General features: G+C 64.9%; 18 protein-coding genes. 6 read left to right on the top strand and 12 right to left on the bottom strand.

Going from position 1 to position 17,825, the window contains the following annotated elements; genetic code table 11:
- The first annotated feature begins 477 nt into the window (after window positions 1-477).
- Window positions 478-711, top strand: coding sequence for a hypothetical protein (locus H7290_RS09140; RefSeq protein ID WP_290513708.1), 234 nt, complete (start codon window positions 478-480; stop codon window positions 709-711).
- Between the two features lie 189 nt (window positions 712-900).
- Window positions 901-1,404, top strand: coding sequence for an SAM-dependent methyltransferase (locus H7290_RS09135; RefSeq protein WP_290513707.1), 504 nt, complete (start codon window positions 901-903; stop codon window positions 1,402-1,404).
- Between the two features lie 302 nt (window positions 1,405-1,706).
- Here the strand turns inward: H7290_RS09135 and H7290_RS09130 are convergent, their stop codons facing one another.
- A complete protein-coding gene (locus tag H7290_RS09130; RefSeq protein ID WP_290513706.1) occupies window positions 1,707-2,258 on the bottom strand; it encodes a helix-turn-helix domain-containing protein in 552 nt (183 codons plus the stop codon).
- Window positions 2,259-2,362: 104 nt separating this feature from the next.
- Between H7290_RS09130 and H7290_RS09125 the strand changes: the two genes are divergently transcribed.
- The 3 genes from H7290_RS09125 to H7290_RS09115 are packed head-to-tail and all read left to right on the top strand — an operon-like array spanning window position 2,363 to window position 5,207.
- The gene (locus H7290_RS09125) at window positions 2,363-3,160 is read left to right on the top strand and encodes a crotonase/enoyl-CoA hydratase family protein (RefSeq protein ID WP_290513705.1); all 798 of its coding nucleotides are present in this window, start codon (window positions 2,363-2,365) and stop codon (window positions 3,158-3,160) included.
- A 42-nt stretch (window positions 3,161-3,202) separates the two neighbouring features.
- Entirely contained in the window at window positions 3,203-4,441 is a 1,239-nt protein-coding gene (locus tag H7290_RS09120) for an acyl-CoA dehydrogenase family protein (RefSeq protein WP_290513704.1), read from the top strand.
- Window positions 4,386-5,207 (top strand): SDR family oxidoreductase, encoded by an 822-nt coding sequence (locus tag H7290_RS09115; RefSeq protein ID WP_290513703.1) that lies wholly within the window; start codon window positions 4,386-4,388, stop codon window positions 5,205-5,207. The genes H7290_RS09120 and H7290_RS09115 overlap by 56 nt, the downstream gene beginning before the upstream one ends.
- 252 nt (window positions 5,208-5,459) lie before the next feature.
- Here H7290_RS09115 and H7290_RS09110 read toward each other — a convergent pair whose 3' ends face one another.
- Complete coding sequence (locus tag H7290_RS09110) at window positions 5,460-5,834, bottom strand: tyrosine-type recombinase/integrase (protein WP_290513709.1); 375 nt, start codon at window positions 5,832-5,834, stop codon at window positions 5,460-5,462.
- Between H7290_RS09110 and H7290_RS09105 the strand changes: the two genes are divergently transcribed.
- On the top strand, window positions 5,727-5,966 hold the full coding sequence (locus H7290_RS09105) for a hypothetical protein (RefSeq protein ID WP_290513710.1): 240 nt from the start codon (window positions 5,727-5,729) through the stop codon (window positions 5,964-5,966). The two genes, H7290_RS09110 and H7290_RS09105, sit on opposite strands and share 108 nt — an antisense overlap.
- 129 nt (window positions 5,967-6,095) lie before the next feature.
- On the opposite strand, the gene H7290_RS09100 is transcribed toward H7290_RS09105, so the two are convergent.
- The 10 genes from H7290_RS09100 to H7290_RS09055 form a co-directional block, all read right to left on the bottom strand.
- Window positions 6,096-7,166, bottom strand: a complete 1,071-nt coding sequence (locus tag H7290_RS09100) for an ATP-binding protein (RefSeq protein WP_290513702.1) — start codon at window positions 7,164-7,166, stop codon at window positions 6,096-6,098.
- 67 nt (window positions 7,167-7,233) lie between these two features.
- Window positions 7,234-7,749 (bottom strand): ATP-binding protein, encoded by a 516-nt coding sequence (locus H7290_RS09095; protein ID WP_290513701.1) that lies wholly within the window; start codon window positions 7,747-7,749, stop codon window positions 7,234-7,236.
- A 172-nt stretch (window positions 7,750-7,921) separates the two neighbouring features.
- Window positions 7,922-9,076 (bottom strand): site-specific integrase, encoded by a 1,155-nt coding sequence (locus tag H7290_RS09090; RefSeq protein ID WP_290513700.1) that lies wholly within the window; start codon window positions 9,074-9,076, stop codon window positions 7,922-7,924.
- Between the two features lie 564 nt (window positions 9,077-9,640).
- Window positions 9,641-10,882, bottom strand: a complete 1,242-nt coding sequence (locus H7290_RS09085) for an ABC transporter substrate-binding protein (RefSeq protein WP_290513699.1) — start codon at window positions 10,880-10,882, stop codon at window positions 9,641-9,643.
- On the bottom strand, window positions 10,879-12,102 hold the full coding sequence (locus H7290_RS09080) for a branched-chain amino acid ABC transporter permease (protein ID WP_290513698.1): 1,224 nt from the start codon (window positions 12,100-12,102) through the stop codon (window positions 10,879-10,881). The genes H7290_RS09085 and H7290_RS09080 overlap by 4 nt, the downstream gene beginning before the upstream one ends.
- Window positions 12,095-12,985, bottom strand: coding sequence for a branched-chain amino acid ABC transporter permease (locus H7290_RS09075; RefSeq protein WP_290513697.1), 891 nt, complete (start codon window positions 12,983-12,985; stop codon window positions 12,095-12,097). The genes H7290_RS09080 and H7290_RS09075 overlap by 8 nt, the downstream gene beginning before the upstream one ends.
- Complete coding sequence (locus H7290_RS09070) at window positions 12,982-13,848, bottom strand: ABC transporter ATP-binding protein (RefSeq protein ID WP_290513696.1); 867 nt, start codon at window positions 13,846-13,848, stop codon at window positions 12,982-12,984. Before H7290_RS09070 ends, H7290_RS09075 begins: the two co-directional genes overlap by 4 nt.
- Window positions 13,845-14,642 carry an ABC transporter ATP-binding protein gene (locus tag H7290_RS09065; RefSeq protein WP_366927618.1) on the bottom strand — a complete coding sequence of 266 codons (798 nt, stop codon included), beginning with the start codon at window positions 14,640-14,642 and terminating at the stop codon, window positions 13,845-13,847. The genes H7290_RS09070 and H7290_RS09065 overlap by 4 nt, the downstream gene beginning before the upstream one ends.
- A 240-nt stretch (window positions 14,643-14,882) precedes the next feature.
- Window positions 14,883-16,769, bottom strand: coding sequence for a GAF domain-containing protein (locus H7290_RS09060; protein ID WP_290513694.1), 1,887 nt, complete (start codon window positions 16,767-16,769; stop codon window positions 14,883-14,885).
- Between the two features lie 50 nt (window positions 16,770-16,819).
- Window positions 16,820-17,179 carry a hypothetical protein gene (locus H7290_RS09055; protein ID WP_290513693.1) on the bottom strand — a complete coding sequence of 120 codons (360 nt, stop codon included), beginning with the start codon at window positions 17,177-17,179 and terminating at the stop codon, window positions 16,820-16,822.
- Window positions 17,180-17,825 lie beyond the last annotated feature (646 nt).

Below are 17,825 nucleotides of genomic sequence, written 5' to 3'. Positions count from 1 at the left end.
GCGACGAGATGCACGCAGCGAACCAGCTCGTCCAACTCACCGCGGGCAGCGTGCACCCTTTGCCCGTCCAAACAGACATCACGGTCGAAGACGTCGAACTGATCGTCCACAGCGGAGTGCGGGTCTTCCTCGCGGCTTACCAGCGGCAGCGACCCCTCGGGGATCCGGCAACTTGACCACTCCAATGCGCCTGCCCGCTCATCGGCATCAGACCACACTTAAGCGGTGGATTGACGCGTGCCTGATTCTCGGGGAGCAGAAAGGCAACCGGCAGGGCGCATGTAGTTGGAGGGAGGTCTCACGTTTCTGACGCGAAGACTCAGGGCCTCGCCGGCATGGTCTCCCGCTCATAGTGGAGAAGTTCCGGATGAGGTGGGAAGGCGCTGTGTGTCCGCCCGCCGGTGGCCTCCCGGCCGAGCTTCTCGTAAAACCGGCGGGCCCGGTGTTCTCGGCGAACACGTTCAGCCAAGCGAGTTCATGCCCATCGTTTCGCAGACGGATCATGACGACATCGTGTGCCTTTATCGCGAGTCCCGAGCCCCACAGCCGCATGGCGATTCCGAAGTGCAACAGTTCGTTGCCTCGCGTGGCGGCGAAGCCAACAACCAATACGTCGTCGGTGACGACGTAGCAGGCGATGCTCGGATCAGCGACATCACGCCGCCACTCATCCGCGACCTGTTTCCGTGGAAAGGGGTGCTGGTCTTGTGAGAACACGTCGACCAACCCGTGCACGGCACCAGGTTCCTGAACATGCAGTACGTCGTCCACATCCGCGAGCGTCATCGGCCTCAACATCTGTAGCTCTGGCTGCGTGAATGCCTCGCCCATCAAGAGAGCATATGTCCAGCGCCGTAGTGTTGCGGACCCGTGGAAAGTATCGAAGGAGGAGATCACGTCATGAGCGAGGTCAACGACAAAGCGTGGAGAGACCCGGTCGACCTGACACCCATCGGAGTCGTCCGAGGAGGCCGCGAAACCAGCGACGACGACTATTGGGGAGGGTTCGAATCGCGCATTGAGCTGGATCCGCAGCGATTCACCGACGATGCCTTGGCAGCGCTCGACACGTTTTCGCACGTTCTGATCGTCTACCACTTCCATCCCCTAAATCCGGCCAGCGAGGAGAGCGGTGGCAGACATCCTCGCGGCCGCGACGATTGGCCATTGGTCGGCATCTTCGCGCAGCGAGCCAAGCGGCGACCTAATCGGATCGGCGTCACCATCTGCCGGGTTCTCTCGGTCGACGGCCCTGTCCTTTCAGTCGAGGGGCTGGACGCGATGGAGGGGACGCCGGTGCTCGACCTGAAGCCGCACATGCGGGAGTTCGAACCTCGCGGAGAGGTGTTCCAGCCGCAGTGGTCGCACGAGGTCATGGCCAATTACTACTCGGAGTCCCCGTAGAGAAGTCATCCAGTAGTTGACGATCGACTTCGCGCGAGCGCAATCACCGAGCAGACACACACGATCATCGGTGCCGACGCGCGTTCGCGGCGGATTGACTCAGGCCCGACTTGCGAGAGCTGCACGTTGATAGGTGAATGCGAAGTAGAGGCACCGCGCTTTAGGCGTGCACTAGGCATGTATCAGTGTCGCTGGGACCGGTGCCCAATGTTGCATCTGCTGCTGTACTTCAGTGTTGTATCTCATTCGAAAACGGCATGTCATGTGACGCCGATCCACCGTCACCAAATTCTGAGCACCCGTCAGGCGCGAAGAGGGCTGTTGCCGGACTCGCTGCGGGTTCGGTGGGCGTGAGAAGCTCGTGCGAAACGCTCGACCGTCGCTGGGTCATGCGTGAGCTTGGCCGGGTAGCCGGGTCCGGCGCGGACTGTGACGTCTTTGAGGCGCACAGGTTCGCTGCACTCGGCGCAGACTACGGCAGTTAGCAGGTCGTGGTCGCAGGATTCGTGGTGCATTACGACTGGTGCTCCCGCGTCACCGCTGAGCCATCGGTCTCCCCAGGCGTTGATCGCAGCGAGGACACTGAAGAAGTCGCGGCCTCTCTCTGTGAGCAGGTACTCGTGCCGTACCGGGTCGGACTGATAGCAGCGCCGCTCTAGAAGGCCTTGGTCCACCAGCTGGCCGAGCCGGTCTGTGAGGGTGTTGCGCGGGATACCGAGGCTGGAGACGAAGCCGTCGAAACGGGTCTCTCCATAGAACAGCTCTCGCAGAACCAACAGCGTCCAGGCGTCGCCGAGCACGTCGACCGCGCGGGCGATGGAGCACGGCCAGGAGGCGAATGATTTGCGCTTCATAGGCCATAACCTTATCAGTTGCATGACTGTATGCACTTGTGACTACTTGATGTTCTGGGCTACGGTGCGGTTAGTTCAATCATACAACTAAGAGGGAGATCGTGATGTCGAACGAGGCCGAGGGACCAGCGGTGACCGTCGAGCGGCGCGGTAGCGTGCTGTTGATGGGGTTGAACCGCCCCCAGAAGCGCAACGCGTTCACCAAGGCGATGCTGGGAGAGCTGGCAGCGGCCTACGGGCTGCTGGAGTCCGACGACGAGCTGTGGTGCGGCGTGCTGTTCGCACACGGTGAGCACTTCACCGGCGGCCTCGACCTGGTCGACGTCGGCGATGCGTTGGTGTCCGGCGAAGGGCTCGGCATCGACGGTGGGCGCGACCCATGGCGACTCGACGGCTCCTGGACCAAGCCGGTCGTCGCAGCAGCCCAAGGCTGGGTGATGACGCTCGCGATCGAACTGCTGTTGGCCGCCGACATCCGCGTGGCGGCAAGCGATGCCCGCTTCTCTCAGTTCGAGATCCGCCGTGGCATCTACCCCTTCGGCGGCGCGACCTTCCGGTTCGTCGAGCAGGCCGGCTGGGGCAACGCGATGCGATGGATTCTCACCGGTGACGAGTTCGACGCCGAGGAGGCCCTGCGGATCGGTCTGGTCCAGGAGGTGCTGCCCGACGCCCAGTCAGCTGTCGAGCGCGCGATCGAGATCGCTACCGCGATCGCCGAGAAGTCAGCTCCCTTGGGAGTGCGTACGGCGCTGAGGTCCGCGCACCTGGCTCGCGAGTTCGGCGAGGGGACCGCCATCGAGCAGCTCCGTCCCGATCTCAGCTCCCTGCTGTCCACCGCCGACGGGGCCGAGGGACTCCAGTCCTTCGTCGAGCGCCGCGACGCTGTGTTCACCGGCCGCTGACCGCAACCCGCCTCCGCCCTTCGACCACCCCCAGGAGACACCATGACCGACACCGACACCGATCAGGGCTACACGTCACTGTTCGACCTGCCACCCGACATCGTCGAGGCCCGCGACTGGGCACACGGATTCGCAGAAAAGTACGTGCGCCCGGTCGCCGCGGAGTACGACGAACGCGAGGAGATGCCCTGGACGGTGATCGAGGAGGCCGCCAAGGCGGGCCTCTACACACCAGACTTCGCTCTGCAGATCTTCGCCGATCCCACCGGACTACTGCAGCCGGTCGTCGCTGAGGAAATCTTCTGGGGCGACGGCGGCATGGGACAAGCCCTGCTCGGCACCTTTCTTCCCGTGGCTGCCCTGTTCGGCGCGGCCAGCCAAGACCAGATCAGCACCTGGTTGCCGGAGTTCTTCGGCACCCCCGGCGACCTCGCCGTGGCCGCCCTGTGCGCCAGCGAACCCAACGCCGGCAGCGACGCCGCCGCGATCCGCACCCGTGCACGCTTCGACGAAGCCCGCAACGAATGGGTAATCAACGGGACCAAGACGTGGGCGACCAACGGAGGCATCGCCCGCATCCATGTGGTCAACGCCGTCACCGACCCAGCTCTGGGTGCGCGCAGCCACGCACTGTTCCTGATCCCGCCCGGCACCACCGGCCTGAGCCAAGGGCAGAAGTTCCACAAGCACGGACTCCGCGCCTCCCACACCGCCGAGGTCGTCCTCGAGGACGTCCGCATCCCCGCCGACCTCGTCCTCGGCGGCAAGCAAGCCCTCGACCATCGACTCGCCTGGGCCCGCGAAGGCAGCCGCGTCCGGGTCCCGGCCGCCATGGCCACCTTCGAGATGACCCGCCCAGCGATCGGCGCCATGGCGATCGGTGTTGCCCGCGCTGCCTACGAGTACGCCCTGGAGTACGCCGGGGTGCGCGAGCAGTTCGGCCGGCCGATCATCGACAACCAGGCGATCGCCTTCACCCTCGCCGACACCGCCGTCGAGATCGACGCCGCCCGGCTGCTCGTCTGGCGCGCAGCCCACATGATCCCACGAGGCATCCCCTTCGCCCGCGCCGAAGGCAGCATGGCCAAGCTCAAGGCCAGCGAGGTCGCCGTACGCGCCACCGAACGCGCCATCCAGATCCTCGGCGGCAACGGCTACACCCGCGACTACCCAGTCGAGCGGTGGGCACGCGACGCCAAGATCTTCACCATCTACGAAGGCACAAGTGAAATCCAGCGCCTGGCCATCGGCCGAGCCATCTCCGGAAGACGGATCCAGTAAACACCGCCCACTCGCGGGCAAGACCGCTGTGGTCACTGGCGGCGGCCGGGGCATCGGCAAGATGCTCACCATCGGTCTGCTCGAGGCCGGTGCCAAGGTCTACATCAGCAGCCGCAAACAGGCCGACCTCGACACCGCGGTGACTGAACTGTCACCCCTCGGCGACATCAGTGCCTTCGCGGCCGACCTCGGCACCACCGACGGTGTTCAGGCACTCGCGGACCACATCACTGAGCGCGAGCATGCCGTGCACGCCCTGTTCAACAACGCAGGCGCCAACTGGGGTGCCCCGCTCGAAGAGTTCCCCGACACGGCCTGGGACCGAGTCATGAACCTCAACGTCAAGGGCGTCTTCTCCCTGACCCGAACTCTGCTTCCGCTCCTGCGGGCGGCATCCAAGCCCGAGGATCCTGCCAGGGTCGTGAATATCGGCAGCATCGACGGAATTCGCGCCCCGGCACCGGGGCTCAACAACTTCTCCTACAGCGCCAGCAAAGCCGCAGTCCACCTCTTGACCCAACAACTCGCAACCACACTGGCCCCCGACATCCTGGTCAACGCCATCGCACCCGGGCTCTTCGAGTCCAAGATGACCGCCGGCATTCTCGCCCTGGGCCAAGACAAGATCACAAGCCAGATCCCGCTCAAGCGCATCGGACGCCCCGATGACATGGCCGGCATCGCGGTCTTCCTCGCCGGTCCCCACAGTACCTACATCACCGGTGCGGTGATCCCCGTCGATGGCGGCATCGCCGCTGGCCGCTGACCGCTGAAAGTCACACCCCGACGGTCCAGTTCATCCGAAGCAGAAGGATTGCATGAGCTCGCCGGAAACTCGGCGCTTCGGGTCGGTCCGAGGTCGAGAACACGTGGGAGTTGACCACCCGCGCGCCTTCGCGGACCTTCATAGTCAACGCATCAGCGTCAATCTGGGTGGTATTCAGCACCTTCTCGGCGTGCTCAGATCGGCAAACTGAATGATCAGGTTCGGGTGATCTGACAGTCCGTCCGTACAGGGCTACGGTCGGCTCGCCTGCCATGGCTCGTACGTCGTCCCGATCTTCTCCCCGAGCGACTTGTCGCGATCCAACGTGGCGTGCTGGTAGATCGCCATCGCAGCCTGCGACGCATGCCCCCCCGCTCGTGCCTGGAACTCGGCCGCCGTGGCGCCATGCTGACCGGCGATCGTCAACGCGGTGTGCCGCAGGTGGTGGATGGTGAGGTCGGGTCGACCGGCGGCCTCGCGGGCCAAGCGGAAACGGTCCATCAGGTACCGCACGCTCATATGGCCGGTGCGGTCCCCGGGGAACAGGAGGCCGGCCGGAACGGCCGCGGTGTCCTCGAGTTGCTGTTCGCTCTCGGGTGGCGCAGCGGAGCCGACCGGTACTCCCAGCCTCCCGCCCAAAGTCCGACCCTCGAAGTGCTCGCCCAGATGGCCGGGGCAGCACGAATCGGCCGGAGACGCATCCAGGGCGGCGACTTCGCTGTCGCGGCCACCGCACGCGCGGTGATCCGGCGTCGATGACTGAGGCTTCCATGCATGAACGATCGAGAACCAACGGCCTCGTATGTAAGCGATCAAGCCGCTGACCTGGGCAAACGCTACCGCCAAGAGGTGAGCTATGCATAAGGCTATGCGTAATCGCCGGGGTGCTTATGCAAGACGCCAGCGCGGTCGTTGCGTGGATCCCACGTTGCGGATCTGGTGGTTCCTACGCATCTTCCCAAGCAGGTTGGTGACCTTGTTCCGCTTCTGCTCGTCATCCAGGGCATCGCTCAGCTTGTCCCACAGCAGATTGCTGATGTCCTGCCGGGATGCCTCTCCGAACTGGGTGAGGTAGTCAATGATCAGCTTCGCATAGTGTGCGTCGTCCTGAGCGCGAGTGCGGATGTAGTCGGCCTTGGTGTCCGCCGCGGCTGCGACGACGGATGACACGTGCAGGCGGGGACGGCGGCCCTCGACGAGGTGGGCTCTCTTCAAGCGCGCGGCCGCCTCGCTGCTGATTGGCAGCTTCTTCTGTACGCGGTCCAGCGCGAGCACGTCCTCGAGCGGCAGGTCGCTTCGTTCCATCAGTTGCTCGCTGTAGTTCGTGTCGATCACCGCGCCATAGATGGTGAGCTTCACGGCGCCTGACTCGTCCAGGTCGTAGTCGGGGAGCGGCAGGAAGCGCTTGGCCTGCGACAGATTGATGCGCTGGATGCCGAAGCCCATGCGGTCGATCATGTTGAGTTCGGTCATCGCGTTCACGAGGAACGGGTTTCGGTACTTCTTCGGCATGCGCGTTTGCGTCACGTAGTCCTCGGGACTTCCTTCGAAGAAGGAACCGGCGTTCTCCAGAACGACACGGTCGACGTGCTCGATGACGTTGATGCGTGATCCGGTGCGGTAGTCGGCGTGCGCCACGCAGTTGTGGATCGCCTCGAGAACACTCTTGCGGTCGTATTTTTCGATCTCGGTCTGAATGAGCGTTCCCGGCGGAAGCATCCGCACCTGGACGTTGCGGATGCGCTCGTTGACCCGGCTGGTGTTGAGGAAGAACGGCAGCCCGAAGTGCTCGTACGCCTGTTCCGCGCCGGTCAGCTTCCAGCTGATCTCGGCGAGCAGGGGCGAGAGGAGGTGACTTGCTTCGGGAAGGCCGAGGAGGAGCACTGCTGCACGGGTGATGCCGCCTTTGACGATGAGCGCGGCGCGCTCGAGGAACGTCTCGTCACTCCATCCGGCCATCTCATCGGCGTCCAGCCTCGGGTGCCGTGTTGTGAAGGCTGCTCGCGCCGCGGCAAGAGCCTCAGGGTCAAGATGGTCGATCGTCGCATTCGGGAGTAAAACGGCCCGACCAGTCGTCGCCGGCGTCCTGCTGCCGAATGTCATCGAGCTTGCCGAGGGCGAGAGAGCCGAGACTCTCACCGTTGCGCGCGAAGTAGTGACCGTTCCACGAGATCGGAATCCCGCGAGGCGCAGGTGGCACTTCGAAGATCAGGACCCGTCCGGACTCGTGCATGACCTCATGGATCTCCCGGAACGACGCGCGCGGCTCCGTCCCGGTGGCGATGTCATTCTTGAGACCCTGCAGGCGTTCGACGTCTGGGCGGTAGTCGGTGCCGACAACCCGTCGCGTCTTGTTATTGACGCCGAAGACCAGCCAGCCTGCTTCGGCCCCGCGGAGATTCGCCTCGTTCGCGAGCGCTGAGAAGTACTCACCGATCTTGCGGGTGTCGTAGTCCCTGCTCGCCTGCTTGAACTCGACGAGTTCGTCCTCCCAGTTGTCGATCAGCCGCTGGAGTAGGTCGGCCAGGTCATGTGGCGCCATGCTCACTCCTTCTTCTCAGCAGACCAACGGCTGTAAGTCTCGCCGATCGCGTGGTCAACGACTTGTCCCGGTCAGGCGTGGCGTGTTGAGCCGCGCTGCCCGACGATCCGCAAACTTCGGATCCAGGGCGCCGGTAACGGCCTGATACTCGGCCGTCGTCCGGCGGTGTCGTCTATGCCATTCGAGGCTTCGGGGTTCGGGTTGCCTTTTCAGCGCGAGCGGAGAGTTTTCGGGCCAATTCGCGATCGCGGTCCTGGGTGCTGTGCCCGAGACGATGCATCAACTCTGCGATGCTCGCGCCCTCCTCGCCGGCCATGCTCGCCCCGGTGTGCCGAAGGTCGTGGAGGTCCAGGTCTTCGCGGCCGGCGACCCGCCGGGCTTCGCGCCACCCGAACCCCGACTTCTGGATATTTCCTTCGGGGTCCAAGACCGCGGCCCGGCCGTTGAGTGTGGACTCGGAGAGGTGCTTGGAGTGATCGCGCTCGGAGGAGAACAGCAAGCTGTCCGGGCCAGCCGCGACGTGTTCGTCGAGGTGAGATCGGACAACGGGGATCAGTGCGCCAGGAATGGAGACAACTCGCACACCGGCAGGGGTCTTCGGGTCGCCAACTATGGTTTCAGTACGTCGTCCCGGTTCGGGTTCGCCGGTCTGAGGCCGCACCACCCCACGCCCGACACTGACAGAGCCGAATGTGTCGTCGTCAACCCCCAGGATTACGTCTGATCGCCTGAGTTCGCGGAGTTCTCCGGAACGCAGGGCGCACCACGTAGCTAGGAGGAGCAGGAGCCGTCGCCGCTCCGGCATGGCTTCCACCATGACTGCCAACTCGTCCAGGGTCGCTGGGCGCAACTTTTTGTAGACGCTCTTTACGCCTGCTCCGCGGATGTAGGCGGGGTTGCGAGCGAGCAGTTCGTCGTCGACCACAGCTGTGTTGAGGATCGCGCGCAAGGTCGAGTACGAGTCGGCCCGTGCTGCAGGGCCCGTTTCGAGGGTGTCGTACCAAGCGCGCACCGCTTGGCGGGTGATTTCGTTCAGGGGCGTATCGCCGAACTCGGGGAAGATATGGACGCGCAGGTTGGACATGTACTTGTCGCGAGTGGTCGGCCGGAGCGGTTCCCCCTTGCTGCTGCGTCGGTTCCTGATCCAGCTCTCAGCATATTCGCGAAAGCTGGGCAGGCGGGCGGCTGCCTCGGCTCGCTGAGCTTCCTTGAGGCGAGTCTTGGGTGTGGACCAGGTCTCGGGCTTCTCGAAGTACTTCTCCCGCTCAACAGCCAGCCAGGCCTCGGCGTCCATGTGCGTCGTGAACGTCACGGGCGCCGCGACCATCTCGCCGCTAGGGCCGGTGTACCTCGCCTGATGGCGCTCGCTGGGAAGGTTCCGGATACTTCCGAAGGTCCGCTTATTCGCTCGCCGTGCCACGATTTCGCCCTCTCGAAGTGCTGCTGTCGTGCCAGATACGTGCCAGATAGGAGTCACTTCATGTCGTGATCTGTCTAAGGGTAATCGGTCCAACAACTCTAAAACACCAGGTCAGAGGGCCGTGTGAACGCTCGTGTCCAGTTGTGGAACCTCGCGTCCAACGTCCTGGCGGCTAGTTCAAATCCCACCGCCACCGCACCATGAAGACCCCCGATTGTCACTGATATTTCAGTGAAAGCGGGGGTCTTCTTTTTGCCCGAAAATCCATCCTGGGCACATGCTTCCGCATGCTGATGATTGCGAGGGCAGAAGATGAGTCCGGGCCGCTCGCCGATGGGTACCTTGCGGCCTACGGCTCGGTGTCAATCAGGTAACCGACGGAGCACGAGTCCGCAGTCTCGGTGAGATGGTGATCGACCGACGCACGAATGCCCGGACCGAGAGGCCCGGGCATTCGGCGAGGTCTCGAGCTCAGCCTCCCTTGACGAACCCGGCCACGTCGTCACCGACGTACTTGTCTGACACGGCCTTCGCGCCACCAGGCACGTCCGCGGCGCGGAAGATGTAGCTCGCGTCGCTCGGAGACGCACCGGTCTTGAACGTCAGTGGGACCGCCAGATCATCGGTCTCCACAGTGCCCAGCTCGTCTTTGGCCTTCGACACGCCTTCGGGAGTCAGGTCCCCGTCCTTGCAGGCCTTGTCGAGGATCTGTCGCATGACGTCGGCAGCGGCGGTGCCGAAGACGACGCCCAAGGTGGGGTCGCCCGGGTGGGCGGCCGTGTAGGCCTTCAGCAGCTCCGGCTGCTTGTCGAACGGCGCCACTGGGGAGGCGACGTAGAGGTTCTTCTTCAGCGCCGGGCCTGCGGGGCCCTTCAGCAGCGCAGGAGCGAAGACCGGGTTGTTGCCCACGATCGGGACGTCCAGGCCCTGCGCGGACGCCACACCGGCAACCGAAGCCGTCTGTCCAGGTGCGACCGTGAGCGCGATCGCATTCACGCCTTTGGACTTCAGCTTGGACACCTGGGCCGTCATGTCTGTGTCCGTCGCCTGGATCTGCTGCTCGACGACTTTCATGCCGTGCTGCTTGGCGAAGTACTTCGATCCGTTCAGGCCACCCGCGCCGTACTCACCCTCGAAATAGATGTGCCCGATCGTGTCGCCCTCCTTGATCTGTCCGTCCTTGAGGAGGTAGTCGAGGACGTTGATCATCTCGACTTCGTACGTCGCGCCCACCATCGCGATCTCGGGACTCTCGGTGAGCGATTGCGCCCAGGCGGCGGGGATGTTGACCATGTGGTCCTTGTCGAGCTGCGGCAGGAGGCCGGTGTTGATCGGGGAGCCGATCGTCTGCTCGATCGCCAGAACGTCGTTGTGGATCGAGCTGTACAGCTGGATGCCGCGCTGCGTGTCGTAACCGTGGTCCTTCACGACCTCTTTCACGGTGTACTTTCCGCAGATCTTGTCGCCCGCGTTCTGGTTCTTCCAATAGAGCGACTGAGCGCCGGTGATGTCCTTGCCGAGCGCCGCGAAGACACCGGTCAGGTCGGTCAGCGCGCCGAGGCTGATGGTGCTGCCGGTGATTCCGCGACCGACCTTCACCGAGCCTTGGGTTGTCTCCTTCCCGCTCGAACCCTTCGTGCTGCAGGCCGACGCGGTCAGCACCATGGCGACTGATACGAGCGCGATCGCTCCCCGCTTTGTGTGCTTGATCATTCCTTGCTCCCTCCGGTTGGCGGATCAGCGCTCGTGGGCGTGGTGATCCGGTCCTGCTCGACACCGGGGCCTACTGCGGAAGCAGCAGCCGGTGCACGGTCGTGACGCCTGAATCGGCGCGCGAGTCCGGCGAGGCCGCCGGGCTCGAAGAGCACGACGAGGACGATCGCCCCGCCGTACATGAACGCGGCCGCCTGGCTCGCCACGATCCCGGGTTGTCCGGGGTCGACGATGAACGGCAACGAGCCGGCGTACTCCTGAAAGACCAGGGGGAGTGCGCTGACGAAGACGGCGCCCAGGATCGACCCCGTCACCGATCCCAGCCCGCCGAGAACGATCATCGCGAGGAACTGCACCGAGAGGGCGAGCCCGAATGAGTCCGGGGCGATCGAGCCGATCGAGAGCGCATAGAGCACGCCCGCCAGCCCTGCGTACATCGAGGAGACCATGAATGCCTTGGCCTTGTAGTCGCGGACGTTGACACCCATCACCGACGCCGCGACCTCACTGTCCCGCAGGGTCTGCAGCGCGCGCCCCGGTCGGGAGCGCACGAGGTTCGACGCGAACCAGTAGGCGCCGATGCTCAGTGCCAGACCGAGGTACCAGAGCCGCTCGGCTTGCCCGAAGGGCACCCCGAGGACGGCCAGTTGAGGCGAGTCGCTCCCGCCGAAGCTGAAGCCGAAGACGGAGAAGTTGGGAACCATTCGACCGTTGAACCCGCCGGTCACGTGCGTCCAGGTGTTGAGCACGTGCACGCCGATGAAGACCAGTCCAAGCGAAGCGATGCCGAGGTAGATCCCTCTCAACCTGGCGGCGATGGGGCTGAAGGCGAGCCCGGCGAGCCCGGCGGCAACCACCCCCAGCACCATGCCGACGAGCGGTGGCCACTCCAGCCCGCCGTACGGGTTGGCGGTGCCGCCAGGGGCACCCGACACGAACGTGTAGGTCACTGCACCGACGGCGATGAAGAAGGCGTGCGCGAGCGAAAGCTGGCCGGTGGTGCCCACCAGCAGGTTGAGCCCGAGCGCGCCGATCATGGCGCCGAAGACCGCGAAGCCGGTCCGCAGCCAGAACTCCTGCACATAGATGGGGAGCAGGAGGAGCACCACAAGCCCGGCGAGAAGTAGCACCTTCTTGACCAATGACCCCCGGCTCCACCTCTGGCGTGGCGGTGCCGCATTGTCAACGCGTTGCCGGGCGGCGGCGGTGGTCTCAGACACGAGTCATCTCCCGAGTGCCGAAGAGTCCGGACGGTCGCACCATCAGCACGGCGACCATGACGACGTACGGCACCACGTCGCCGAATCCGCGCCCGAGGAAGGCGATCTGATCCTGGTAACCCGCGGCCATGGCCTCGGCAACCCCGATCAGCAGACCACCCACCAGCGCTCCGCCAGTCGAGTCGAGCCCGCCCAGGATCGCCGCAGGTAGGGCGCTCAGCGCGACAGTGGCGACCGCGGGCGTCACGCCCGGTGGCGGGGCGCCGACAGCGAAGAGTCCGGCCACCGCGGCCAGCATCCCCGCAATCATCCAGGCGATCATGGAGACCCGACCCATGCGAATGCCCATCAATGCCGCCGCTTCGCCGTCCTCGGCCGCGGCGCGCATGGAGATGCCCCAGCTGGAATACTTGAAAGTGACGAAGAACGCCAGAATGAGCACGGCGGTGACGACGATGGCGAGGGCCCGGTTCTCGGTGATGCCGATACCGCCGAATTGAAGAGCATGGCCTCCCCAGGGATGACCGAGGTTGAGGATGTCCGAACCAATCCGTCGGGTCAGCTCGGTCACGATGATCAGGTCGACGCCGATCGTGAGGATTGCGAGGCTGATGACCGGCGCGCCACGCAGCCGGTTGATGAGTACCCGCTCGACCACGATCGCTGCGAGTGCCGCGCCCCCGATACCCACCACGAGCGCTCCCCCAAAACCAAGCGTGTCGTGGAAGCGGGCCATCAGGTATGCCCCCAGCAGCACCAGTGAACCCTGCATGAAGCTGGTGACCTCGCTGGCTTTGAAGATGATGACGAAGCCAAGTGCGATCAGCGCGTAGACGGAGCCGAGCGACAGGCCGTTCAGCAAGAGCGACAAAAATTGCGTCATGACGAACTCTCCTCGTGGTCGGGCTTGTGGTCCGAGCTCGTGTCTGCGGCGTCGGAGGGGTCGTCGTCCCCGGAACCGAGGTAGGCACGGATGACCTCGTGGTCGGCCTGGGTCTCCGCGGGGGTGCCGTCGGCGATGCGGCGACCGAAGTCGAGAACGGTGACCCGGTCCGCGATGCTCATCACCATGCCCATGTCGTGCTCGACCAGGACGATCGAGATGCCGAGCGCGTCGCGGATCTCGAGCACGGCTCGCGCCATGCGCTCGGTCTCCTCCGAGTTCATGCCGGCGACGGGCTCGTCGAGGAGCAGCAGCCGCGGCTCGGTGCACAAGGCGCGGGCAACCTCGACCCGCTTCTGATCGCCATAGGACAGCACGCCCACGGGAAGCTCCAGCTTGTCGCCGAGGTCGACGAACTCCGCGATCTCGCGGACGCGTGCGTGGTGCCGGCGACTCTCCCGGGTTGCCGCCGGCAACCTCAGACCGGAAGCGAGGAATCCGGCGTGGGTCAGAGCATGACGCCCGAGCATCAGGTTTTCAGCCACGGTCTGGGTGCCGGACAGCGCGATGTTCTGGAAAGCGCGCGCGACGCCGAGACGGGCGATCTTGTGGGGTCGCAACCCGTTGAGCACAGTGTCACCGAGCCGCACCTCACCCGCTGTGGCGCGATAGACGCCCGACAGCACGTTGAACATCGTCGACTTGCCAGCACCGTTGGGGCCGATGATGGCGTGCACCGTCCCCGGACGAACCGTGAACGACACATCCGACAACGCGGTCACGGCGCCGAACTTGACCGTCACACCCTCAACGGTCAGGGTTTCGACGTCCGAGCGAAGGTCGACCGAGGTGCCCGCGCTCACTCCGACCACCTCGTGAGCTGCTTCTTCGGATTCTCGGCCCTGGCCGCGACACGCTCGGCAGACTCGTCGGTGCCGTGCCCGAGGTAGAGGCGCTGCACGGCGTCGGACTGTGCCAGCTCGTCGGCTGACCCGGACAGCGACACGCGACCGACGTCGAGGACGAACGCGGTGTCTGCGGCGCGGAGCGCCATGGTCGCATTCTGCTCGACGAGCAGGACTGAGGTGCCTTGGCGGTTGATCTCACGGATCACCTCACCGATCTGTCCGATGATGCGTGGCGCGAGTCCGAGGGAGGGCTCGTCCAGCAGGAGCAAGCTGGGCCGCGACATCAGGCCACGTCCGATGGCGAGCATCTGCTGCTCCCCCCCGGACAACAGGCCGGCTCGCTGCGAGCGCCGCTCCGCAAGGATCGGAAACATGTCATAGATGCGCTGATAGTCGGCCGATCGTCCGCCCCGCTCCCGGACGGAGAGCCCGCCAGCCCTGAGGTTCTCCTCCACCGTGAGTCGGGTGAAGATGCGCCGGCCCTCAGGCACCTGGACCAAGCCGCTGGAGACGCAACGGGCCGGGTCACGGCCCTTGAGGTTTTCGCCGCGATACAGAATTTCACCGCGCTCGACCCGGCCACGATGCAGGCGCAGAGTGCCGGAGAGCGCACGGAGGAGGGTGCTTTTCCCTGCGCCGTTGCTGCCGAGCAGCGCCACCACGCTGCCTTCATCCACCGTGAGGTTGACCCCTCGAAGGGCCTGGACCGCGCCACCGTACGTCACGACGAGGTCGCGGATCTGCAGGATGGGGGTGCCCGGAGCGGACGTGCTGCTCATGCCGGGGTCTCCGGACAAGTCACTCGCCTGACGCTCTTTCCGCAGGCGGACACGGCGGGGAAGCCGTTGCAGCCTGTCGACGACTTCTCGTTCCGGGTTGTCGAGGCACCGCTGGAGACACTCACATCCCGACCCTAGAGACGCACGTCACAGGAGACTATGGAATTCAGACACATACTTGTGACTGAACATGTGTGGATGACACGCGGATCAGGCGGACGTGATCCGATGCAGGCGCAGCGCCAGCTGCACTTCCAACTGGCGGTGAGGTGCCTGCCAGTCGTCGCCGATCAGCGAGCTGATCCGCTCGAGCCGCTGAGTCACCGTGTTGACATGAACGTGCAGCAACTCGCGAGTCCTCTTGAGGTTTCCCCCGCACTCGAAGTACGCGTGGACAGTCCCCAGAAGGTCGGTGCCGCGTCGGGCGTCGTACTCCACGATCGGGCCGACGACCGAGGCGACGAACCTCGGTACGTCGGGATCGTCGCCCAGCACCAGGCCCACGAAACCAAGATCAGCAGCGGCCGCGCCGACGCCCGAGCGGCCCAGCCTTCGCAGAGCCGATTCGCACCGCGCCGCCTCGTGATAGGTCGCTGACAGGGCACCGACGTCCACGCTGGGGCCGGCACTGCCAATGGTCACCGGCAAACCGACTGACTTGCCGAAGTCGCTCGCAAGACGTTGGGAACGTCCACCTGCATCCGGGCCCGAGAGAACGAGAACGACGTTCCCGTCGAAGATGCCCGACAATCCGCCCTCGGTGCTCGCCAGGTGGGCTGCGGCGCTCCTCGTCCGCTCCCTCCCTGACGGTGCGACTCCCACCACATAGACGCAGTGCGGTTCGCCGAGGTCGGTCCCGAGACGTCTCAGCCGCTCGACGGTCGTCTCGAGGTCTGCACCGCCGACGTCGCTGCGGAGCAGGTCGTCGAGGAGCTCCCCGCGTACCTGCGTCTCCGCCTCTGCGCGGGATCGACGCGAGAGCAGCAAAAGGGCAGTGACGAGTGCCGTGCGTTCAACGATCCTCTGGTCGACCTCCGTGAGGTCCTGATGACCAGCCAGTACCAGCGCGCCCAGCGTCTGCTGTCCCGCTACGACGGCGGCCACCCAGAGCACCCCGCCTTCCTCCTCGATGCGCACGGCCCGACGGCTACGACGCGACTCGAGCACGGCGGTCTCTATCCGGTCGCTGTCAAGGTCCAGGGGATCGCCGAGCGACGCTGTGGTCCGGTAGTCCTCGTCCACCACTGTCACGCTCCCGCCGACCACATCGACCAGCACAACGGCAACGTCCTCGACGCCACCTCCGCGCAGGACCAGCTCAGTCATCCGATCGTGGGCGTCAGCTGCTTTCTCCACAGCCTGGCCATGCGACCGGAGCAGCTGATTCACCTCGCTGAGCTCGGCGAGCGCCTGACGCGTCTCGTCCAGCAGTCGGGCCTTGTCGATCGCTGCCGACGCGTGCGCGGCCAAGGAGCCGAGCAGCGCGACCTCCGCACGTGTGAATGGCCGTTCGAATCGGTTGGCGGCGTACAGCACACCGATCACCTCGGGCCTCATCTGGAGCGGTACACCCAAGATCGCCACGAGGCCCTCGGACTTGACTGCCGAATCGATGGTCTTGGTGTGATTGAAGCGCGCGTCGGTGAAGTAGGACGACGTGGCGTACGGCATGGCGGTCTGTGCGACCAGGCCCCCGAGACCCTCTCCCATGGCGAGGCGCAGCTGTCGGAACTTGGCGGACGTGGCACCGTCCGTGACCCGCATGTAAGTGTCGCCCTCCTCCGCGTCGTTCATCGTCAGGTAGGCGATGTCGGTGTGGAGCACCTGCCGGGCCCGATGAACGATCGCCTGGAGGACGGCGTCGACGTCAGACACCCGCGCGAGGTCGTCAGCGGTGGCGTACAAGGCAGCCAGCTCGCTCTCGCGGCGTTGCTGCGCGACGATCATCTCGCGAATTTGCAACGCGAGCTGCTTGCCGTTCTCCAGCTCATCGACGACATCGGCCGGCTCACCGGCCGCGCGCGCTTCGATAACAGGTGCCTCGTATTCAACGATGCTTGCACCGCGCGCGAGCAGCTCCAGGAACTCGATCCACATGAGGTTGATTGTGACCCGCCCGTGGGTTCGCGCACCCGCGGGCTGCCTATTCACTGGGCGGGCCATCTGCCGGCGACCACCAACGATGCACCCGTGATGGCGCCGGCCGGTGGTGAGCGAAGGTAGCCAGCCAGGCTCGCCACCTCGTTCGGGTCCGACAGACGCTCGAGCGCGGAGCGCTCCATCAGGACGTCGCTCACCACCCGCTTCGGAGACATCTCATGCAGCTCGGCCTGGTCGGCGGTCTGCTGCTCAACCAGGGCGGTACGTACGTATCCAGAGTTGGTTGGGTCTGAAGTCACGCCGGGACGGGCTGCCTCCACGTGCTGCAGGCCAGCGTTGTTGACGACGATGTTGACGTCGACGCCGAGGGTTGCGATGGCCTCAAGTCTCGACAGGTCGAGCGTCACGTGTTCACCGCCAACCCCTGCCGCGCCCCGTCTTGCCCCTGCGCCGTCGCGGTAGGTGATGACGACATCCGCGCCCAGCTCCGAGAGCTGGACGGCGCAGCGCGGCCAATGTCGTTCTCGCCACCGGTGATCAGTGCGCGCCGACCGCTGAGATCGGTCGAGAACCACCGTGGATCGTAGGCCATAAGGCCGAACCTATCGAGCCATGAGACTCCCGCACACGGTTCAGGTCGCCATAGGGTAACGGATGATCATGGGCGAAACCGACATATCCGCCGGCGAGCCGCTTGTCGGGTCACACGGCTCGACAGCCCAAGGCCCGATATTCCCTGAGCCCCCCGACAGGAGTCGAACCTGCGACATCCTCGTAACGAAGCCCCCACCGGGGCACCCGGAAGCGGCTGTCAGTGGGCACATCGCGGTCTACCAGGCCTTGCGTCACTTCACCGCAGATGAGCTAAGGCCTGCGCTCGCTTGTTCTGAGTCCGAGTGGTCTGGGGATCCGTGGGATGCGGACACACGTTAGTCACAGAGCTGCCGAATCGGACTAGATCTCCGATTCGTCTCCGATGTCTGCGAGTTTGCTCCGCAAGTGCGCACGGCCAAGGAGATCATCAACGCCACCATCCACATCGTCTTTGCCGAT

The organism is Aeromicrobium sp. (assembly GCF_014378035.1).
In the GTDB taxonomy this organism is placed as follows: Bacteria; Actinomycetota; Actinomycetes; order Propionibacteriales; family Nocardioidaceae; genus Aeromicrobium.
Note: the sequence above shows the minus strand (reverse complement) of the source record. Positions and strands in the feature narration are given on the sequence as shown.